Here is a 20,051-nt window from a genome sequence, read left to right as displayed (position 1 = left end):
ATTATTTATATTTTAATCAGAATTACTAATTTCTTTTGTCATATCATCTAAATATTATATTTTCTATTTATCTATTTATTGCTTTCTAGTGATATCTTTTTATTTTTTAACGCTTATTAATATATACTTATCACTGAGACCTTATATTAATCCATTGTTTTTTCAGCATGAAAACTAATTAACTATTATACATATTAATATTTTCATGTTAAAGTTAGTAGGAATTCTAGTGCTCATAACTTTGCTCATTCTTCCTTCTATTGCATTTATTAATAATGGGTTCAATTCAAATCATGTTTTACAACGACAATTACCATTAGCTCCGTATCCTTATACTAAAGCTCCTTACATTTGGTTTCCTATTCTTTATAGATATGTGAATATTGGCGCTAGCCAACAGTTAATTGTAGAAAGTAATTTTTCTTCTACATATATTCTTTCAGTATTTACCCCTACGCAGTTTGACTATTGGGTGTTAGGTGGCTCGTGCGATGCCGAATATGTTATACCTGTTTCTACTGGAACTTATTATATTCCTTTACCAAAAGGTGAATATGTAATTGCAATTAATCACGCAGTTAATATAAATTCAAGTGAAATCAAATTATATATAGGTAGTTTAGATTTTTATTCACTTTTCTATTCTGATAGAAGTTCTGTTTCTACTGGTATAGCATCATATGGATTTTACAATTATTCTGATCATCTTTCTACTTATAGTATAAAGACATCTGCAATTTTAGGATATTTTAATATATCTTCTTTGCAAGTTAAGGGTGATCTAGCGTCACTTCAGATGAATGCAGTTTTGCAGATAAATGGATATGAAAAGGAGGAATTATGGCTTCAAAATGTAATCCTTTTTAACACTGGTTTGCATTATTACTCTCCTACTGATGAAATATGGAATTTTTCTTCATATTTAGCTAACATTAGTATTTCGGGTAATGGAAATATTAATACCTATAACTCTAGAACGTATTATTCATATGAACCTTCCTATTATTCCGATACTCCGTATTCTGTTCCATTAGCTGGTTATTTAGTAGATAACATTTCTATAGTACACGGAAAAGGAGTCTATATTAGGTTTGGCTATATCATAATTCAATCAAGTAATTTGGTTCCTCCAACAGTAAATTACTATGATACTGTGTTTGTGAAATGTCCTGAAGTTGAATCAGCTAACATAGTTGTAAGGCCTAATTTTACTGGCAGTTTAAATCCTTATGATGTTGAATTGGTTTTTGGAGGATATTATCCTAATAGTGAGGCAATTTTCACTTCACTTAATGCTAAACTTAGTTTGATGTATGATAGTAACGATAAGTGGGTTGCTTTTCCAAGTATAATGTCATATGGGTTAAATTCTCTAGAAACTGCAGGAAATATTCATACTGAAATTAAAAATGGCCAGGCTATTGTTAAGTCTGGCAATTCTCTTCAAGGATTCTTGACAAATAAGTTTAATCCAATTATACCAGGATTTACATTTGTTAACGAAAGTGGTAAGGTATTTTATACAACTTCATCTTTCACAGTTAATATATCAAAATATATTATGAAAGAGAATAATACATTAAATTATACTCTTGATGATATAATACTTAATGAGGATGGAATATCAAAGGTAATTAATAATGGCTATACAATTCAGCCAAATAATTTCTGGTTTGAAACTATTTCTATCGTTCCTTACTATTCAGTTTATGATTTTGTTACTATTAACTATCCTAATTGCACATTTTCTGGATGGATTAGGAATAGTACTAGCATTGTTTTACCAAAATTTATCAATATTTCTTCTGCTGAAAGGTATGTGTTGAATAGTTCTTCTTTAGTCGCGGTAGTTTCTCCAATGATAATTTCTCCTAGATATGTTTTGCAGTATCTTGTAAGTATATATTATCCAAATAAGCATATACAAGATTGGTTTAATAATGGTTCTGTAGTTTCATTTCCTAAATTTATCAATGTCTCTTCTGCTGAAAGGTATGTGTTGAATGGTTCATCGGAATTGATTATAAAAGGTCCGGTTAGTTTTGTTGTTCCTTATGTTTTGCAGTATTATGTTTCTCTTAGTTTGCCTAATGGTACTATTGTTGGTTGGTTTAATAATGGCACAAAGATAATATTGCCTACTATTATCAATATTTCCCCTACTGATAGATATTTAATTAATATATCTAATATTTATATAATTCATAAATCGGTTAGTTTTGTTGTTCCTTATGTTTTGCAGTATTATGTTTCTCTTAGTTTGCCTAATGGTACTATTGTTGGTTGGTTTAATAATGGCACAAAGATAATATTGCCTAGAATAATTAATTTGACAAAAGAATTATTTACTTTAAAGTCTCCTTTAATGTTGATTGTTGATAAATCTATTAATTATACTCCAATATATTCATTAAAGTATCTTGAAAAAATTATACTTCCAAATGGTTCAATTGAGAAATATGTAAGAGATGGCGAATATATTACTTTGCCTTCAATTATTCAGATATCAAATAATGAGAGGTATATTTTAAATTCTACTGCTAATATATTGGTAAATTCTAGTGAAATTATCAAACCTCTATATATTACTCAATATTTAGTTAAAATAAATGGTAACACTGAATGGGTAGATAAAGGTGAGAAAATTACTATAGAAATATTTACTACACCATTTTTCTTAGTAAGATGGATAGGCAATGTTCATGTATTCAATGGCGAAACTGTAACTGTGAATAAGCCTATAGATATCAGATCAGAGGAAACCATTAGTCCTTTAGACTATTTACTTCTAGCTATATTCCTTATTATAATAGGGTTTATTGTATATACGAAAAAATTCAGACATAGATAATTATCTAAATACTTTTTTTAAGATGATTCTAATTCATAAAAATAACAGAATATAAAAGGTGTGCTAATGAAGATAAAGGAAGCGATTAATATGATTATTTGGAAGTATAAGGACAGGAAAGAAGATTTTCAACTTGTGATTAGGGATAGATTTGTGAATGAGGTTGAAATACCATTTAAAGATATCCAGAGAGTTGATAATAATTATATTTATTTATATAATGAGACAATAATACCTTTACATAGAGTTTTAAGAATTAAGAAGGGTAATATTACAATTTGGAGAAGGTATTCTACTTAGTCTATATTGTTTGATTTTTCTTAACGCTAGGTCTATGTGTTTACAATATCCTCTAATCGCATAACCTTTACAGCTGCATGTGGCTATTGTTCTTTTTTCACTTATTGTTACAATTACTATATAAGTATTTAAGGGATTTTCTTGACTATCAATTGCAAATAGATATTTATCAAATTTTTCTTTATGTGTTTCCATTATTGGATAAGCATACATATTTTTTGCAAGAGATTTAAATAAAGAATGACTTAGTTGAAAGTAATATTAATAAATGATATATTAGGCTATTCTATATTATGCGAAAAGAGAGCTATGTTGCTATAGGCTTTATAGTGATGTGCTTTAATTCTCTTTATCAATACTCATGGAACGCTTTTGAGCCACTTTTTGAAGAAGGATTTAAAGTAGGTTTGGTGGAAATTGCTATAGGCTTTACATTATTTAACATATTTTCATCAACTTTTCAACCAATAGGAGGTAATTTTGCTGACAAATTAGGTCCTAGAAATATTGGAATTATAGCATCTTTTCTGTCTGCAATAGGTTTTTTAGGAACTTCTTTTTCTCCATCCATATTATTCTTTTATGTGTTTTGGTCTTTAGGTAGTATTGGAGAGGGCATACTTTATGGTATTGCAGTAAATCTAGCTGTAAAATGGTTCAAACGCGGAACAGCTTTAGCTACTGGGCTTGTATCATTAGGTTTTGGATTAGGTTCTGCAGTAGCTGACCCTTTTATTCTTATGTCTAGAAATTTTAGAGATATAACTCTTATTATTGGAATAATGGAATTTATTCTTCTTCCTATTCTTTTGAGTTTTGCTAAATATCCTATGCAGGAAAGTGGAAAATCTCCCAAAGAAGCTATAATTTCATTAAAATTTTGGCTAATATATGCATCTTATGTTACAGTAGTTCTTCCTTTATTGGTTATCTCATCTTCACTTTTTGTTATTGGTAAAAAATCTGAAATACCTACTACTGAATTATACGCATTAATTTCTATCTTTCCTGTTCTAAGCGGATCTGGTAGACCATTTTTCGGTTATATAGCAGATAGGTTAGGAGTGATAAAAACTACTCTTCTTGTAAATATTTTGTTGTCGTTTAGTTCTTTCCTTCTTTTTATGAATTTAATTATACCATCTGTAGTTATGATAGGCTTATTAGGAGGATCTATAATAACACTCTATTTTAATGTTTCTGGAATAGTATTTGGAACAAAATATTCAACTGTAAATAATGGAATTTTATATACTGGAAAAGCAGTATCTGGATTCTTAGGTAGTGTCATGTATAGTATTCTATTCTTATACGGCGAAAGGTTAGCTAACTTATTTGTTTTATCTTCTAGCATCATAGGTGTAGTAATCTTCTTATACATTTATAATCAAGTACGTTCTGGTGAAAAATCTCAAGTTAATAAGAACTTTTATAAATTTCATAAAGGATAATTTGAATTAGTTAATACATTTTGCTAACTATGCTAGAGTTAATACGATTTGATACCCTCCATAGAGATAGTTTGTAGATTTTTAAATCTCCATTATAGAATATCTTTATGAAATACACAGAAACTGCTCCAAAACTGTTTATGAATACTGGAACTAGATTTCCAAGGAAATTAATCTGGGCTATGGGTGTAGTAAAACTAGCATGTGCAAGAGCAAATATGAAACTAGGACTTTTGGATAAAGATATAGAAAATGCAATAGAACAAGCTGCAAACGAAGTCATTTTAGGGAATCATGATGATAAAGTAGTTCTAGATGTATTCCAGACAGGTTCAGGTACTGGTCTTAACATGAATATTAACGAAATAATAGCTGAAAGAGCTACACAAATTTTAGGAAAAACAGTACATCCTAATGATCACGTAAATATGTCACAATCCTCTAACGATACTGTTCCTACAGCAATAAGAATCGCAGCCGTGTCCTCTACTTTTGAATCATTAATCCCATCAATTGACACTATTTTATCTTCTCTTAATTCAAAATCTAATGAGTATATGAATATAATAAAATCTGGAAGAACCCATTTACGTGACGCATTACCCATTACTTTAGGCCAAGAACTTTCAGCATATTACGATGCGTTTTATCATGAACGTGAAGAGATTAATAACGTTATTGAGTATGTTAAGGAATTGCCATTAGGAGGTACTGCAGTTGGCACTGGATTGAATGCTGATCCTAGATTTTCTGATACTGTAATAACTGAAATCAATGAAATAACTGGTCTAGGTTTTAAAACTTCAAATAAATTTAGATCAATGAGATTTTTAACAGATTTATTACTTCTAAGTGGAGTTTTAAGAAACATTGCAGTAGAATTATATAGAGTTGGGCAAGATTTCAGACTTATGTTTTCTGGTCCATTTACTTCAATAGGCGAAATTGATATTCCTACTCAGGAAGAAATTGCAGGAAGCAGTATAATGCCTGGAAAAACTAATCCTGTAACTGTTGAATCTTCTTTACTAATATCAGCTCAAGTAGTAGGGCTGGATCATGCTAATCAGTTCGCTTCAATGTTAGGAGAATTTGAATTAGCAATGGGAGTTCCTTTAGTAGGATATAATATAGTTACACAAATATCATTATTATCTGAGGCATTAAATAAATTTAGTGCACTAGTAATAAATGGAATGAAACCAAATGTAGAAAAGATGAAAAGGTACGCTGAAAGTAGTCCTTCATTAATTACTGTAATCTCACCTATAGTTGGCTACGATAAAGCTTCTCAAATTGGTAAGATGCTAGTTAAAGGAATGTCGATACGAGATGCCTTAAAGGAGCTAGGATTTAAAGATGAAGAAATTGATAAAATACTTAACTTGGAAAGATTAGTAAAACCTGGTATTCCAGCTAAGTCGTAAACACAATTCCTTTTTCTTTATTTATTTTAGCTTCTGCTATTTGAGATAATATTGATTTAGCAGTTATTTCATTAAGTAAAACAGATGTAGGATCTATTTCGTCTTTGCCTCTATTTTCCATGATTCTAATGACAATTTCTTCTGCAGTCATCTCTTTTTCCTTTATTAAGTCCTTTATTTCTGAGACTAGTTTTTGTGCATATGATAAGTTATAATCTATTAATTCAAGCATCTTCTTTTTTGGAAAAACTGGACCATGTGAAATGATTATATTATCTAAACCTTTAGCTATTTCTTTCAATTTTTCTAAACTATCCATCGCATTCCAAAAATCTACATAAAATGGAAAAACAAAATGCTCTAAGACTTTTTGACCAAAAAATGCATCTCCACAATATATTGTTCCTTGAATAATATACACTGTATGACCTGGAGTATGGCCAGGTAAAGATATTTTTTCAATTTCTGAATCATTAAACGAGTCTGTAAGATTATCTTTTATTAAATCATAAGTAAATAAATTGGAATTCTTGGAACTAAAGCCATATGTCATCATTCTTCTCCCAATAATGTTTAAACTCCAATAGTCTTCTTTTGGTAAATACTTTATTTTAGCCTGCTTAAATAAACCTGCAATATGATCCATGTGACCATGAGTAGCTAATTGCGTTTCTGCGTTTATATTGACACTACTGTTTTTCCCACCTTGATCTATAACTACTCTATTATCGTATACTAGTGTATTAGGACTACCCGGTAGAACTTCGATATCCTTAGCTATTTTCATAAATAAATAGTTAAACTAAGATTTAAAAGCTCTGACATAAATTTTAGAATTTCAAAATAAAATCTACTAAAATATTTTGTTTAGCTCTGAATATTTCTCTCTTTTATTTGCATTTTTACTTCGTTAGCAAGTTCCCTTTTTGCTTCTTCTGGAAATTCAAATTTAGTTAAAACTTCTTCTTCAGTTAGTTTCTTTTCTACATATATTTTTATTAAATATTCTGTAACAAATTTATGTATACTCTGCTGTGAAATATTATATTTTTGCCTAATATTCTGAACAGAATTGGATGAAACTATCTCGTCTATACTGCACATTATATTATTATAATTTTTGTTTATTTTATTCGACTTAAAATTCCACGACATTATTATATATTATCTTTTAGCTATTAATAAGATTCTTTTCTTTCCTTTTTCGCTTTAATTCTTCATTTAATTTCTCCTTTATTTGCCTAGCTGAACCAGAAACTACTAGATTTTTGTTATTAAGTTCATAGAATATTACGTACTTATCTTGCTCATATTCCAAAATACGAGTTATTTTTATCTTAAATTTAGATTCTAAGCTATTTTTCAACTTTTTCTCTTTTCTAAATGAGTTGGAAATAAATTTTAATCTCTTTAATAAGAGTTTTAATTTCCATTTTTCCCATTTTTTTATATTTTCAATAGATTCTATTTTCTTTTTGTTTATCCTATCTATAAATGTAAAAATATCTTCTATTGTTTCAAATCTTTCATGGTCAGTCATAAAGCCTTTTAAAAAGAAGGCAATATTATTTATCTTTTCTTTCTCTAGATCTATTAGACCCATTATAATTATTAAGGAAAATCGATTAAATAAGCTTTAAAATTTGCCATCATTTTCTCTATATATAAGAATAAAAACTAATATATTTTCAAACTAATGAGAATATATGTAATGAAAAAAGATAAAATAATAGTTATACATCTCTTATTAATAATGATTCTTATAGAAAACTTGACGAAAGAATTCAATAAAAAGCAAGTCTTAAAAGGAGTAAGCTTTGAGGTAATTGATAAATCGATAACTGGATTTATAGGACCTAACGGTGCAGGAAAGACTACTACAATAAAAATAATTTCTGGCTTATTAAGAAAAACGTCGGGAAACGTCAAAGTATTCGGAGAAGATCCATGGAATAATCCGAAAGTATATGAAAAAATGTCAATAATATTTACTACATTAACATATCCTCAAGAGAATACTGTTGAAGAGTATTTGAATGATATAGCCAGAATTTACGGTAAAGATATTAGAGATTTGATAGAAGAATTTAAACTTACTCCCCATTTAAAAAAGAAACTGTCTCAGCTATCATCTGGATTAATGCAAAGAGTACAGTTAATATCAGCGTTAATTAAAGAGCCAGAGTTAATAATAGCAGACGAACCTACTGCAAATTTAGACCCTAATGCTAGATTAGAATTTTATGAGGAAGTAAAAAGACTGAATAAAAGAGGAGTAACATTTTTTATTTCTTCTCATATACTTTCTGAGTTAGAAAAGATAATATCTCATGTAGTCTTTATCAATGATGGAAGAATAACATTTAGTGGGAGAATTAATGAAGCGTTAGAGACAAAAAATGAAGAAATTTATATTCTTGTAGATAAGCCAGAATTAGCGCTAAAAATTCTAGGTAATGGGAAGATAGAAGGAGGATACATAAAAACTATAGGAGATTTAAGAGAAATAGTAGACAAACTAGATGATAAAGGTATTGAAATACTTAATATCAGGAGGTCATCGTTAGATGATGCGTTCAAGAGACTTTCAAATTTTTAATGTGATATTTAAAGAAAGATATAGAGAACCTACATTAGAACTAGTTATACCTACAATGCTAATTTCAAATATATTCATTTCTGCATTTTATGAAAGAGGATATTTCCAATTATTAGGATTAGTATTGTCTTTTATACCAATAATAAGCGTATCTGAAACTCTTGCTTTCGCATTATCATTAAGAAATATAATTTTTGTAACTGGCGATCATATTTCTAGAGGAAGTATTATATCGTTTTTAACTATGCCTATAAAGAGAGAAAAACTATTCATTTATATTTATATTTCAGACATTATATTTCCTTTGCTTTTTTGGTTAATTACACTAGAAATATATATATTTCTTTCTGGAATTAAAATACCATCACTTTTGATACTAACATTTGTATCAGGATTCTTCTTCATCGAAAATTTCATTATGCTATTAACCTTAATCCTAAAAAGTTCAGGAATAGCTACGCTAGTATCATTATTTTCTTCAGGTATAATTTTCTTATTTGGAGGAATATTAAGTTACTATGATATCCTATACCATAATTACTTTATGACTTATTTTACATCATTCGCTAATCCATATGTACTATGGATTGAGGACTCTTTAGGAAAGAATTTTACACCAGAAATATTATCTGGAATCATAATAGATGGAATTTTAAGTTTAATATTCGTTATAATTAGCTATATAAGGTTTAAGGTGATAGAAGTATGAAAATTGGAGGATTTATTTTAGCCATAGGCATAGCAATATTATCCTTAGGAATACTTAGTATTAATACGCATGTTGACAATACTTTCACTTTAACTAGTAAACCATTAGAAATTAATGTACCTACTACAGCAAGAGCATACATTAATATAATCGAAAACGCCACTAATGTTTCAGCATATGTTATTATATCTCATGATGGAAATAATTACATCGTAAAAGCTCCATATACACTAATTCTTTCTCATGGAAGTTACAAGTTTAAAACTTACGAAGAAGGATATTTTATAAAAACTAGAAAAATTGTGAATGAAACAGAAACTTTGCCCTGCGGTAATGTAACTGTTCAAAAAGTTATAAATCAGACTACATACATTACTACGCATAATTTAACATATCCAGTATATGTTCATTTAACCATTTATAAAATGAATATAGTAGAAAACAAAACTATAACACAAATTATTGGTGCTATATTATTAATTTTAGGATTAGCCTTAACAATTTTGGAGAGATTTAACTTCTTATGAGCTTAATAAGACAAAAGTAAAAAACAGATATTATATTAAATAAAAGTTTTAAATGATATTAACTTTTTAAAATAGTTTATACAAATTCCTGTATAACTGGAATTTATTCTTTCTTAGAAAAATCACTAGCACTAAATAGAATCTGAAAAAGTCCTTTATCAACTTTGCCTTAAGGGAAGAGTTACTATTTATATAAAATTTTGATTATGTTATAAAATTGTAATTCCCTATAATATCTAATTAGAAAGTAATGTACTCAATTATTATCTAAAATATTCCTAGGCTAACTTCATTTGTTATCTAATGAGAGTTGTATATAGGTATGTAAGGTTCAAAAGGATTTTTATTTTTATTTTAAGTAATAAATGCTATGAAAGTTTCTCTTGCCGAGCTAAAGCAAATGTACAAGCCTAAATTAAAACCAATTATCTGGGATAATGATAATAATGTTTTAACGTTACTTGATCAGTCAGCTTTACCTTTTGAAACTACTTACGTTAACTTGAAAACACCTGAAGAAATTGCTTCTTCCATAAAACTTATGAAAGTAAGAGGAGCCCCTGCTATAGGAATTACAGCCGCTTACGGTATGGTTACCGCATTAACTTCTTCTTCTATTTCTACCTTAGACGAAGCAATAAAGTCTTTAAATAATGCAAAGAAAGTGTTAGATAAAGCTAGACCCACGGCAGTAAATCTATCTTGGGCAACATCAAATATGTTAACTAAAGCCAATGAGGCAATAAATAATGGTGAAGTTAAGAACGTGAAGGAATTAATAGATTTACTTAAGTCTGAAGCAAAGAAAATATTTGATGAGGAATTAGATGCTGAGTTGCAAATGGGAATTTATGGTTTAGAAAAAATTAATGATGGAGATACAGTTTTAACGCAATGTAATGCTGGAGGATTAGCTACAGGTACTGGATTAGGCACTGCATTAGCTCCAGTAAAGGTTGCTCAAGCTTTAGGAATTAAAGTTTCTGTTATTGCTCCTGAAACTAGGCCTTGGTTACAAGGTAGTAGGCTTACAGTATATGAACTTATGACAGAAGGTATACCAGTCACGTTAATTTCAGATACTACAGTAGGATTAGTTATGTATAAAAATATGGTAAATAGCGTAATGGTAGGAGCAGATAGAATTCTTTCGGACGGTCATGTATATAATAAAATAGGGACATTCAAGGAAGCTGTGATTGCTCATGAATTAGGTATTCCTTTTTATGCCTTAGCTCCTATGTCGACTTTTGATTTGAAGAATACAGTAAATGATATTGTTATTGAGGAAAGAGATCCAGATGAAGTTAGAACAGTAAGAGGTGTTCCAATAGCTCCGCCAGGTGTAAAAGTTTATAATCCTGTATTTGATGTGACTCCTCCTAAATATGTTTCTGGAATAATTACTGAAAAAGGTATAATATATCCTCCATATGATAAAAATATAAGAAAAGTCATAGAAAAATAGTAATAAATTAGTCTTTTTGCTATTAATCATACTTTCATATTTGTATTTTCTATTAGAAGATTTTTCTCAATTATAAAATATAGTAAAATATAAGTATCTTTTAGGATATAGTAAAATAAAATGTTACTAACTTCTGACGAGGCGACTTTCTACTCTTTACCTAGCTTACCTCCAAACTTAATGCCTATTATACTACGTAAAAATAAGTATCCTCCCTACGGTTTAAGGAAAATTGAAGCATTAATTAGTGCTAAGATTATCAAACCTCATGAAGTAGCTAAATACACCAAGTATGATAAGATTCTAGGAATCTACGTTAATGATCCATTTGCATTAACTGATGTATCTAAGGGAATTTCAAAGATATTCTTTGATAAGCCATACTTTTATTATTCTTTCCTAAACTTCAGAGAAAAAATAAAGAGGATAAAAGAAGAACAAAAAATAAAGATTATTGTTGGTGGGCCTGGAGCTTGGGAATTGAGAGAAGAAGATTGGATTGATGTTTTACTTATAGGAGAAGCAGAAAAAACTTTACCAAGAATTCTCTATGAAGGTAATTCAGATAAAATAGTATATGGAGAGCCCACTGATAAGTTCTTTCCTATAAAATCTCCATCAGCATTTGCAGAAGTAGAAATCAAAAGACGTAATAGAAAAATACCTAGAGATGTAATTGAAAAAGAGCTAGAAATCCAGTCTATTCATGGTTACGTAAATTTAATTTCTAATGATTTTTTGTCTTACGGCAATGAAGAGGAGATATTAGATCTTCTAAGACTTAGTTCATCTTTTGGTAAAGTTAAAATATCGCAAATAAGTGTTATTTCGTCTTTTAATTTTAATTTTTCTAAAATGAGAGAAATACTTAGATTAAACGAAAATAATTGGATATCACCAGTCTTAAGTGGAAAGCCTGGAATTTGTACTTTAGACTTTGAGGTAGAAATATTAAAAGAATTAAATAAAAACTTCATTTATCCTACTATATATATAAATTCTGAGAAGGCTAAAGAATTATTTAAATATAAGGCGATAATAATTCCACTTCCTGGAAATGATAAAAACTATTATGATATATTATACGAAGCATGGTTAAATGATAAAAAGATAATAAAAATTCCATTTTCTAGAGTTATAGATAAAATTCTTCTAAAAACTAAAGAGACAAAAGGTACATATTTATTGAAGAAAAATTTTAGAGGAGTAATTGGACTATTTAACTTATTTAAAGAAGTAGTTAGTTCTTACATATGATTATACTATTAGCTTCATTATGTGAGAATACATTTTATTATACATATACTTTTCAGCTTCTCCTTTGAGTCTAAAACAGTCTATTAATTTCATTTCTAGGTCAGGTAGCATCCAATAACTATATTTATATTTACAAAGGATCACATAGAATGGTTTTACATTAATTTTCATTGTCCATATATATTTATTGCTTGGAGCTATAGAAAATATTGATCCTTTAGTCTTGAAATAGTGTGAATTATTTATTAATTTAGGTATTATTTCGTCTATAACGTCCTTTGCGTATACTCCATGCTCACTAAGTGATGGATCAAATAACGATTCTACTATCTTCACGAGTAGTACTTATCTTTAGACAAAAAAAGTATTACCTAACTAGAGTAAGAGTATCCTTAATATTAATTGATTATTTTTTAATTATTTTGTTGATAATGTTGCTAAAAATTTTCTAACTTCGTCTCTATCAAAAAATACTTTTCCCGACCATTTACCTTCCGCAAGGCCAAATCCTATATTATCTTTTATGCAATCAATTCTTCCGTTTCTTTCTTTACATACAATATTATTTGGATTTATACCAGCCAATATAAAGCTAAAAATAAGTTTCATTACTCTATGATCTTCAGCATTTCCTACTATATTGAACTTGCCAGAATTCAGAATTTTTTCTTCATATAGATAAGTATTTTGATCTAATACAAACCAATCACATTCTCCAGAATAGCAAGATAATTTAAGGATCTTATAATTATCTAGAATAAGAAATCCTTCTCTCATTCCCATCTACCTAATAATTTAACGAAATTTGCGGACAATAACTCAAAATAACTTGGTAAGGAAAAAATTAACCCAAATCCCATGATTTTTAAATCTTCATTAAATATTTCCGAAATATATTCATAAAGATCTTTTTCATTAGTTATTCTTGTTATTTGGTAAATTGGCACTATTCCTTCAAAATAATGTTTCATAGAAAGAGTATAAACTTTAGTTGAATTGCTAGCTATGAAAAAAGCATTACGAAATGCAGGTAAATCGTAAAAATCGTTTCTTACACTAATATTTGGATATCCATCTATAAGAAATCCAGAATAAATAGAATATTCATCCAAAATATCCCAAGAGATAAGCATAGTATCATCTGATTTCTCATTATAGATAGAATATAATCTACTTCTCATGTATAAAAGAAAGTAAAAATAACACTATAAAAACATTTATTATTTTCCTTAGTCTAAAAACTAAAACAAATATTTTTATCTTAGCTAACGTTTGTACTGTTATGAAAAATTTTTATTATCCTAAATTAAGATAGACCAATATGAAAGTTTGTCCTAGATGTGGATACAATAATCCAGATAATGCTGAATTCTGCGAAAAATGTAGATACTATTTTCCTCCAACTTATCAATCTCAAAATACTGTAAGACTAAATTTCGATTATCCTACTCAATCATTTCCGCAAAATTCACAACCTATTGTGCAACCAAGTTCTAATCAAAACATTCCAAATACTCCGCAAATTCAATATGTTAAGATATGTCCAAGATGCCATTTTGTTAATAATGCTAATGCTAATTACTGCGCATCTTGTGGATATCCATTACAGTTTGTAAATCCTGTTCCAGCAAATGCTCCGTATCAACAATATCAACAAACGTATCCTCAACAGATAAATCAACAAGAAGCAAAAAAGGACGTAAAGTTTCCTTATCTTAAATTCTTACTAGCAGTTGCAATAGCATATGTAATGATAGGATTGATATTATACTTTTTGTGAAGCTGATATTTCCTCAAGGCTTTTTCTTTTAGTTTCTTTCACAATTACAAAAGATATACCTAATGCTATGAATGATGAAATACTAAAGAATATAAGTGATGATGAAAATCCTAGAATATCTACTAATGTTGGGAAGAAATATACACCTAATATTGCTCCTATTCTGCTCACTGCTGTAGCAAACCCTTGGGCAGTAGATCTTACTGGAGTCGGAAATATTTCTGTAGGATAAAATAATGTGACTGCTCCTGCCCATTGTTCCATAGCTACGAATATCATAAAATAAGGTACTAACGAAAACCCTGAAATTTTTATTAATCCGCCTAAAAGTAATATAATGCCCATCGAAGCTAATCCTAGTAATAATACTGTTCTTCTTCCAGCAGAATCTATAATAGAAATAGCTATGGCATAACCTATAATAGCTCCAATGGATATCGCTATTGTTCCATAGATTACTTCATAATTTGATGGAAAAGCGAATTCATGCAATATATATGGATAATAAAGACCTATCCCATAAGAAGCAACATCGAATAAGAACCACACTAACGAAGTTGAAATTACTAGATAAAGTAGGTTTTTCTTTTCAAATAAATCTAATATTCCTCTCACGTCTCTATTTTCTTCTTCTTTACTAGGAATTTTATTTCCAGAAAGTAATCCTTTAGATATTAACCATCTTGGAGACTCAGATAGTCTAATTCTTCCTATAATTATTGGTAATGACAATATTGAACCAAGTATGAAAGAATATCTCCAAAATTCGTCACCTAATGGGAGAAATGACAAATTAGCTAGTGCTGATACTAATGTCCCAATCCAATACATTGAAACTGTTCCTACTAGATATTTTCCTCTATCATTAGATGGAGAATACTCCGAAGTTAATGTACTGCTTATTGGATAATCTCCTCCTATTCCAATTCCCAATAAAAGTCTAGAAATAAATAATTCATAAAAATTAGAAGATATTCCAGAGGTTAAAGCAAAGACAGAAAAGAAAATTAAGTCTATACTCATAAGTTTTTTTCTCCCTATTTTATCTGATAGGAAACCAAAAATTAATGATCCTATAAGCATTCCGATTAAAGAGGAAGAAGTTATTAATCCTGTCTGAGAAGCATTTAAATTGAATCCCTTTGATATAAATGGTACTGCAAAAGATATTACTGATAAATCGTATCCATCTAACAAAAATCCACCGGAAGAAAGGAAGAAGGCTCTTAATCTTCCAGGCAATTTCTCGAAATCCATGAGTGAATTAGTGTATAATAGGCTTAAAAAGTTTAAGAGAAAGTTAATTCTAAATTATAGATAAATAAAAAATATTTATTATTTTCTCTATTTAAAATTATTATATACTTCTATACCTTTATTTAATAAATGAGAATGATATTCAGTAGCAAAGGAATTCTTAATGTATTCTAAGTCTTTAGTTAATTTAGAATACAACTTATTTTTATCTACGTAATAAACTAGTCTTGCTTTCTTCATCTTGTTATATACTTTTTTCTCTTTATATACTAATCCTTTATCTATAAGAATATTAATTGGTTTACTTATTGAAGTCTGAGCTATATTTAGTTTTTTAGCTATTTCTTCTACTGTAAGTTTATCGTTGGTTTCCATTAATAAATGTAAAATATTTAACTCACTTTCAGTTAATCCATACATAAAACCAATAACCTTATGAATATCTACACTTCTGCCATCTGGAAATAATATATTTTCTTCCATGGTATACATATTGTTAATATAATTAATAAACCTTAATTACAATAATGATAAATAACTTCCTTTTACTCACTTTAACATTAATTAAAAGGAAAAATAAAATAAGATAATTAAAAACATTGAAATATTTAACTTATGATTGATTCAGCTTACCTAAAAGCCTTAATGCTAATGATCTATTCATATACGTTTCGTCCTCATTATCCACAACTTCTCTTAAATAAGAATAAGCCTTGAGATCTCCAATAGATCTTATCGCATTTCCTCTTACTATAGGAGATGGATCCTTAAGTAAGAATTTTAATATTTCTAAGCTCTTATTCCCAAATCTCCATAAATGTCTAGCAGCAGAAGCTCTTATTGGTTCACTCTTACTTCTTACCCCTCTTTCTAAAACGAATTTATATGAATCATCGTCTCCAAAATATGATAGTGCTTCAATAACTGCTGAAGGTATTAAATCAATATAACTTTTTTCTTCGAAATGCTTTATTATTTCATCTTTAGTTTCAATAAAACCTATTTTTCCTAGACTAACAATAGCTTCGGCTTTAATATGATAATTCTTATCACTAAGTGAAGAAATTAAATAATCTTTAGCTTTTTGATTAAATTTGAAATTACCTAAAGCTTTCATTATGCCTACTCTAACTTTAGGATTATCTACCTTTTCTTCTATTAACGCATTTAGTGCATCATCATTTTGAATCTTTCCTAATGATAAAGCAGACTCATAAGCTACTCCCCAGAAATCCTTAAGCCTTTCTCTTAACGCTTGTATAGCTTTTATATCTGAAAACTTAGAAAGTGAATTTACTGCTCTAATTCTACAGATAATATCTTTGTCCGTACTTTCTGAAATTAAATTTTCTTCACTTTGATTATCTTTAACCTCTACTAAAACCTTAAATTTGGGATCTACACAAATATAGTCTCCTTCGAAAGAGGTCGAAGAATCTATTATAGTTAAATTTTCTTCTTTTTCTTTTACTTTTTGCTTTATTTCTATACTTAGTTTAAATTCCTGTAAATTTACGTTTATTTTTTCTCCTTCTTGATTTACTTCAACTACTGGATGCCCTGCAGAATATATAAATTGGTCAAATAGCCATGTTAAGTCTTTACCTGATATTTCTTCCATAACTTTTTTGAAATCTTCAGTATCAGCGTTCTTAAACTTAAATCTTTCAATGTATTCTCTTATTCCTTGTTTAAAAATTTCATCACCTAAGTAGTTTCTTAACATATTAAGGACTAATGCACCCTTATTATACGTATGTCTATCAAAAACTTCGTCTCCCCACTTATAGTATCTAGTTACTATCGGTCTAGTGTATTTTTCTGTTTCCTCTAAATAACCTTTGAATTTAGAATATAAATTATAGATAAACTCTTCTTTTCCCTTATAATACTCTATAAACATTGCTTCAAAATAACTTGCAAATCCTTCATTAAGCCATATATTACTCCAATCTTTTGTCGTTATTAAATCACCGAACCATTGATGAGCAAGCTCATGAGCTATTAGACTATCTGCAGAATAGTTTTCGTCTGCAATTTTATCATGCATAATTCTCCAAGTTAGATGCGTTGAAGAAATGTATTCCATTCCGCCATTCATTGAAAATAATACTATTTGAGCATACTTATTGTAAGGATATTCTCCTATATATGACGTGAAGAATTTCATGGCTTCCTTAGTTGCAGAAAGATTCCATACATAGTCATCAAATCCTTTAGGTAAATAGTATTCTAAAGAAATTCCATTAATGTCCTCTTTAAACTGAGAAAATAGTCCAACTGCTATACTATTTAAATATGAGGAATGAGGAATATTCATAATCCAATGATATACTGAATATTCTCCTTCATCTTTAACTTCTTTTAATTCGCCGTTAGATATCACAATATATGGTTTTTTAACCTTAACAAAGAATTCTGTAGTATATTTAACGCCAGGATAATTTACACTTGGAATCCAGTATCCAGCCTGATCCACTTCTCCAGTTGTAGCGATTTCATAATGATCTCCTAAGTTAATGACTCTTATACCTTGAGTAGGCTTAACCTCATATTCTATTTCAATTTTACTTTTTACCTCATTTTTTATTATTAATTTTTTACCATCGTAATAATAATCAGATTTATTTCCATCCACCTTAACATTGTAAATATTAAAATGAACAGCGTCTAATTCTATATTACTTCCGTTACATTGTATTTCAGCTTTTCCTTTTATTCCGTTTTCACTAACTTCAAGTACGTATATGCAATGATTTATTTTAAAAGTATAATTTTTAGGATAATTTAATATATATTCTTTTAAAATATAATTTTTCCCTTCTCGATCTAAAACCATAGTGATTAAATGTACAATCAAAATTTTAACTTTTAGTTAGTGAGTATTAATTCATTTAATTAGTAATATATACTTTCCTAACTAAAGTTATCTACTTGAAATACTTCATTTCCTTCAGCAGTATATATATAAATTGTATTATTAATCCAATTTCATAGTATTGGTATATATTTCCTATAATATATTTTCTCATTTATTTCATATGAGTTAAATAATAGCTTAAAGCATATAAACTTCATTAGTTAACAAGAATCCAACGCGATTCTCTTAGATATATTTTAATATGATTTTCTTCACTGACTCTGCAACATTATCCCAGTTTGAGTGCAATTTAAGGAATGATAACAAGTTCTCTTCATTCATAAGATCTTCTATTTCCTTTTCTTTCATTGAAAGAATTTTAGTAGATTCTATTGCCATACTTATTTTATCGAATTCATTTACTATTTTTACAGCATTTAAATTATTGTAAATGCTCTTTATTGCAGGTATTCCATATGCTACAACTGGAGTACCTAAAGCCAAAGCTTCTAAAACTACTAGCGAAAATCCATCAACATGAGTAGGATATATGAATAATTTAGCCTTGGAAACAGTTTCATATAATTTTTCTCTCTCAACAAATCCCAAATATTCGACATCTATATTATATTTTCTTACCTTTTTCCAAAATCTTTTTTCATTGAATTTATCAAAAAATCTACCCATTACTACGAGCTTAATTTTTCTATTGAGTTTTGGATAAATCATTTTCACTATATCTGGAATTTCATGAATACCTTTGTCTTGATTAAGCCTACTCCAAAAAACTATGTAGTCTTCTTTTCCTCTATTCCTAAATTTTAGAAGTTCCGGATCAAACGCGTTACCTGGTACAATTACTTCTCCTTGTAATCCACTTTCTTCTAATGGTCCCTTACTTACGCTAGCAATAAATGTTGGTTTACGTTCTTTCAATAATCTGGAATATCTAGGTTTAGAATAAAGTTCATTATATAGGAATCTAGTGTAAAATCCTTTGCCAGATGATAAATTTATACCATAAAATCTTATTAATCTTCTTAAATATCTGGAGGAATTGGCATAAAATAATGGTAAATGAATGGTAAGTCCGAATTTAATATTTTTACCTAAATAAAAGATATCAAATGAAGTATGATCTGGCTCGTACAAAAAATCTACGTTCACTTTATATTTTTCTGAAACTTCTTTTGCAATTTTTTCAGAAGATAAAAATTTTTTGATTCCAGTAACTCTATATTTGCTTATATCTTCTAATAGTGTATAAAATTCTGGTACTATTTTTATTCCTTGTTTTTCTAATTCTTTTGCTTTATTTTCTAATTTGTCTTTATCCCAATTAAATACTGGACTTGATGGATAGTAAATGATATCAAAATCTTTCTTTAGTCTAGTTACTACTTCATAAGCATGAACATATCCTCCGCCTGCAAATTTTGGCGCAAGAAAATTGTTATATACTATTCCTAATTTCACACTACTTAGCTAGAAACGTTAATTAAAAATCTGATCTTGATTAATACTCTTAATACATTTTTAATTTTTATAAAAGAGAAAATCTTATT

General features: G+C 28.5%; 20 protein-coding genes. 10 read left to right on the top strand and 10 right to left on the bottom strand.

Annotated elements, in window-relative coordinates:
• Positions 1-205 precede the first annotated feature (205 nt).
• The 4 genes from B6F84_RS01540 to B6F84_RS01525 all read left to right on the top strand — a co-directional run bounded on the left by B6F84_RS01540 (position 206) and on the right by B6F84_RS01525 (position 6,029).
• Positions 206-2,851, top strand: a complete 2,646-nt coding sequence (locus B6F84_RS01540) for a thermopsin family protease (RefSeq protein WP_148690588.1) — start codon at positions 206-208, stop codon at positions 2,849-2,851.
• A gap of 66 nt (positions 2,852-2,917) precedes the next feature.
• Positions 2,918-3,151: a DUF504 domain-containing protein gene (locus B6F84_RS01535; protein WP_148690587.1), complete on the top strand. Its 234-nt coding sequence runs from the start codon at positions 2,918-2,920 to the stop codon at positions 3,149-3,151.
• Between the two features lie 293 nt (positions 3,152-3,444).
• A complete protein-coding gene (locus B6F84_RS01530; RefSeq protein WP_148690586.1) occupies positions 3,445-4,602 on the top strand; it encodes an MFS transporter in 1,158 nt (385 codons plus the stop codon).
• Positions 4,603-4,709: 107 nt separating this feature from the next.
• The gene (locus tag B6F84_RS01525) at positions 4,710-6,029 is read left to right on the top strand and encodes a class II fumarate hydratase (protein WP_148690585.1); all 1,320 of its coding nucleotides are present in this window, start codon (positions 4,710-4,712) and stop codon (positions 6,027-6,029) included.
• Here B6F84_RS01525 and B6F84_RS01520 read toward each other — a convergent pair.
• The 3 genes from B6F84_RS01520 to B6F84_RS01510 all read right to left on the bottom strand — a co-directional run bounded on the left by B6F84_RS01520 (position 6,019) and on the right by B6F84_RS01510 (position 7,632).
• Positions 6,019-6,816 (bottom strand): MBL fold metallo-hydrolase, encoded by a 798-nt coding sequence (locus tag B6F84_RS01520; RefSeq protein ID WP_148690584.1) that lies wholly within the window; start codon positions 6,814-6,816, stop codon positions 6,019-6,021. The genes B6F84_RS01525 and B6F84_RS01520 overlap by 11 nt on opposite strands.
• A gap of 80 nt (positions 6,817-6,896) precedes the next feature.
• Complete coding sequence (locus B6F84_RS01515) at positions 6,897-7,184, bottom strand: glycoside hydrolase family 38 C-terminal domain-containing protein (protein WP_148690583.1); 288 nt, start codon at positions 7,182-7,184, stop codon at positions 6,897-6,899.
• 16 nt (positions 7,185-7,200) lie between these two features.
• Entirely contained in the window at positions 7,201-7,632 is a 432-nt protein-coding gene (locus B6F84_RS01510) for a hypothetical protein (RefSeq protein ID WP_148690582.1), read from the bottom strand.
• A 147-nt stretch (positions 7,633-7,779) separates the two neighbouring features.
• Between B6F84_RS01510 and B6F84_RS01505 the strand changes: the two genes are divergently transcribed.
• From B6F84_RS01505 to B6F84_RS01485, 5 genes are all read left to right on the top strand, one after another.
• Positions 7,780-8,628 (top strand): ABC transporter ATP-binding protein, encoded by an 849-nt coding sequence (locus B6F84_RS01505; RefSeq protein WP_148692798.1) that lies wholly within the window; start codon positions 7,780-7,782, stop codon positions 8,626-8,628.
• Complete coding sequence (locus B6F84_RS01500; RefSeq protein WP_148690581.1) at positions 8,597-9,337, top strand: hypothetical protein; 741 nt, start codon at positions 8,597-8,599, stop codon at positions 9,335-9,337. The genes B6F84_RS01505 and B6F84_RS01500 overlap by 32 nt, the downstream gene beginning before the upstream one ends.
• A complete protein-coding gene (locus tag B6F84_RS01495; protein ID WP_148690580.1) occupies positions 9,334-9,864 on the top strand; it encodes a hypothetical protein in 531 nt (176 codons plus the stop codon). Before B6F84_RS01500 ends, B6F84_RS01495 begins: the two co-directional genes overlap by 4 nt.
• A gap of 370 nt (positions 9,865-10,234) precedes the next feature.
• Positions 10,235-11,332 carry an S-methyl-5-thioribose-1-phosphate isomerase gene (locus tag B6F84_RS01490; protein WP_148690579.1) on the top strand — a complete coding sequence of 366 codons (1,098 nt, stop codon included), beginning with the start codon at positions 10,235-10,237 and terminating at the stop codon, positions 11,330-11,332.
• A 120-nt stretch (positions 11,333-11,452) separates the two neighbouring features.
• Complete coding sequence (locus B6F84_RS01485; RefSeq protein ID WP_148690578.1) at positions 11,453-12,589, top strand: radical SAM protein; 1,137 nt, start codon at positions 11,453-11,455, stop codon at positions 12,587-12,589.
• Here B6F84_RS01485 and B6F84_RS01480 read toward each other — a convergent pair whose 3' ends face one another.
• From B6F84_RS01480 to B6F84_RS01470, 3 genes are all read right to left on the bottom strand, one after another.
• Positions 12,590-12,925, bottom strand: coding sequence for a hypothetical protein (locus B6F84_RS01480; RefSeq protein WP_148690577.1), 336 nt, complete (start codon positions 12,923-12,925; stop codon positions 12,590-12,592).
• Between the two features lie 81 nt (positions 12,926-13,006).
• A complete protein-coding gene (locus B6F84_RS01475; RefSeq protein ID WP_148690576.1) occupies positions 13,007-13,366 on the bottom strand; it encodes a hypothetical protein in 360 nt (119 codons plus the stop codon).
• The gene (locus tag B6F84_RS01470) at positions 13,363-13,770 is read right to left on the bottom strand and encodes a hypothetical protein (protein ID WP_148690575.1); all 408 of its coding nucleotides are present in this window, start codon (positions 13,768-13,770) and stop codon (positions 13,363-13,365) included. Before B6F84_RS01470 ends, B6F84_RS01475 begins: the two co-directional genes overlap by 4 nt.
• 140 nt (positions 13,771-13,910) lie before the next feature.
• Here B6F84_RS01470 and B6F84_RS01465 point away from each other — a divergent pair, with 140 nt between their 5' ends.
• A complete protein-coding gene (locus tag B6F84_RS01465) occupies positions 13,911-14,369 on the top strand; it encodes a zinc-ribbon domain-containing protein (protein ID WP_148690574.1) in 459 nt (152 codons plus the stop codon).
• On the opposite strand, the gene B6F84_RS01460 is transcribed toward B6F84_RS01465, so the two are convergent.
• From B6F84_RS01460 to B6F84_RS01445, 4 genes are all read right to left on the bottom strand, one after another.
• The gene (locus tag B6F84_RS01460) at positions 14,355-15,626 is read right to left on the bottom strand and encodes an MFS transporter (protein WP_148690573.1); all 1,272 of its coding nucleotides are present in this window, start codon (positions 15,624-15,626) and stop codon (positions 14,355-14,357) included. The two genes, B6F84_RS01465 and B6F84_RS01460, sit on opposite strands and share 15 nt — an antisense overlap.
• 87 nt (positions 15,627-15,713) lie before the next feature.
• The gene (gene sta1, locus B6F84_RS01455) at positions 15,714-16,109 is read right to left on the bottom strand and encodes a Sta1 family transcriptional regulator (RefSeq protein WP_148690572.1); all 396 of its coding nucleotides are present in this window, start codon (positions 16,107-16,109) and stop codon (positions 15,714-15,716) included.
• 130 nt (positions 16,110-16,239) lie between these two features.
• Positions 16,240-18,465, bottom strand: a complete 2,226-nt coding sequence (locus B6F84_RS01450) for a M1 family metallopeptidase (protein WP_148690571.1) — start codon at positions 18,463-18,465, stop codon at positions 16,240-16,242.
• 267 nt (positions 18,466-18,732) lie between these two features.
• A complete protein-coding gene (locus B6F84_RS01445) occupies positions 18,733-19,962 on the bottom strand; it encodes a glycosyltransferase (protein ID WP_148690570.1) in 1,230 nt (409 codons plus the stop codon).
• Positions 19,963-20,051 lie beyond the last annotated feature (89 nt).

Origin of the sequence: Acidianus manzaensis (genome assembly GCF_002116695.1) — an archaeon.
Classification (GTDB): Archaea; Thermoproteota; Thermoprotei_A; order Sulfolobales; family Sulfolobaceae; genus Acidianus; species Acidianus manzaensis.
The sequence above is the reverse complement of the archived record's forward strand: the minus strand, read 5'-3'. Positions and strand labels throughout refer to the sequence as shown.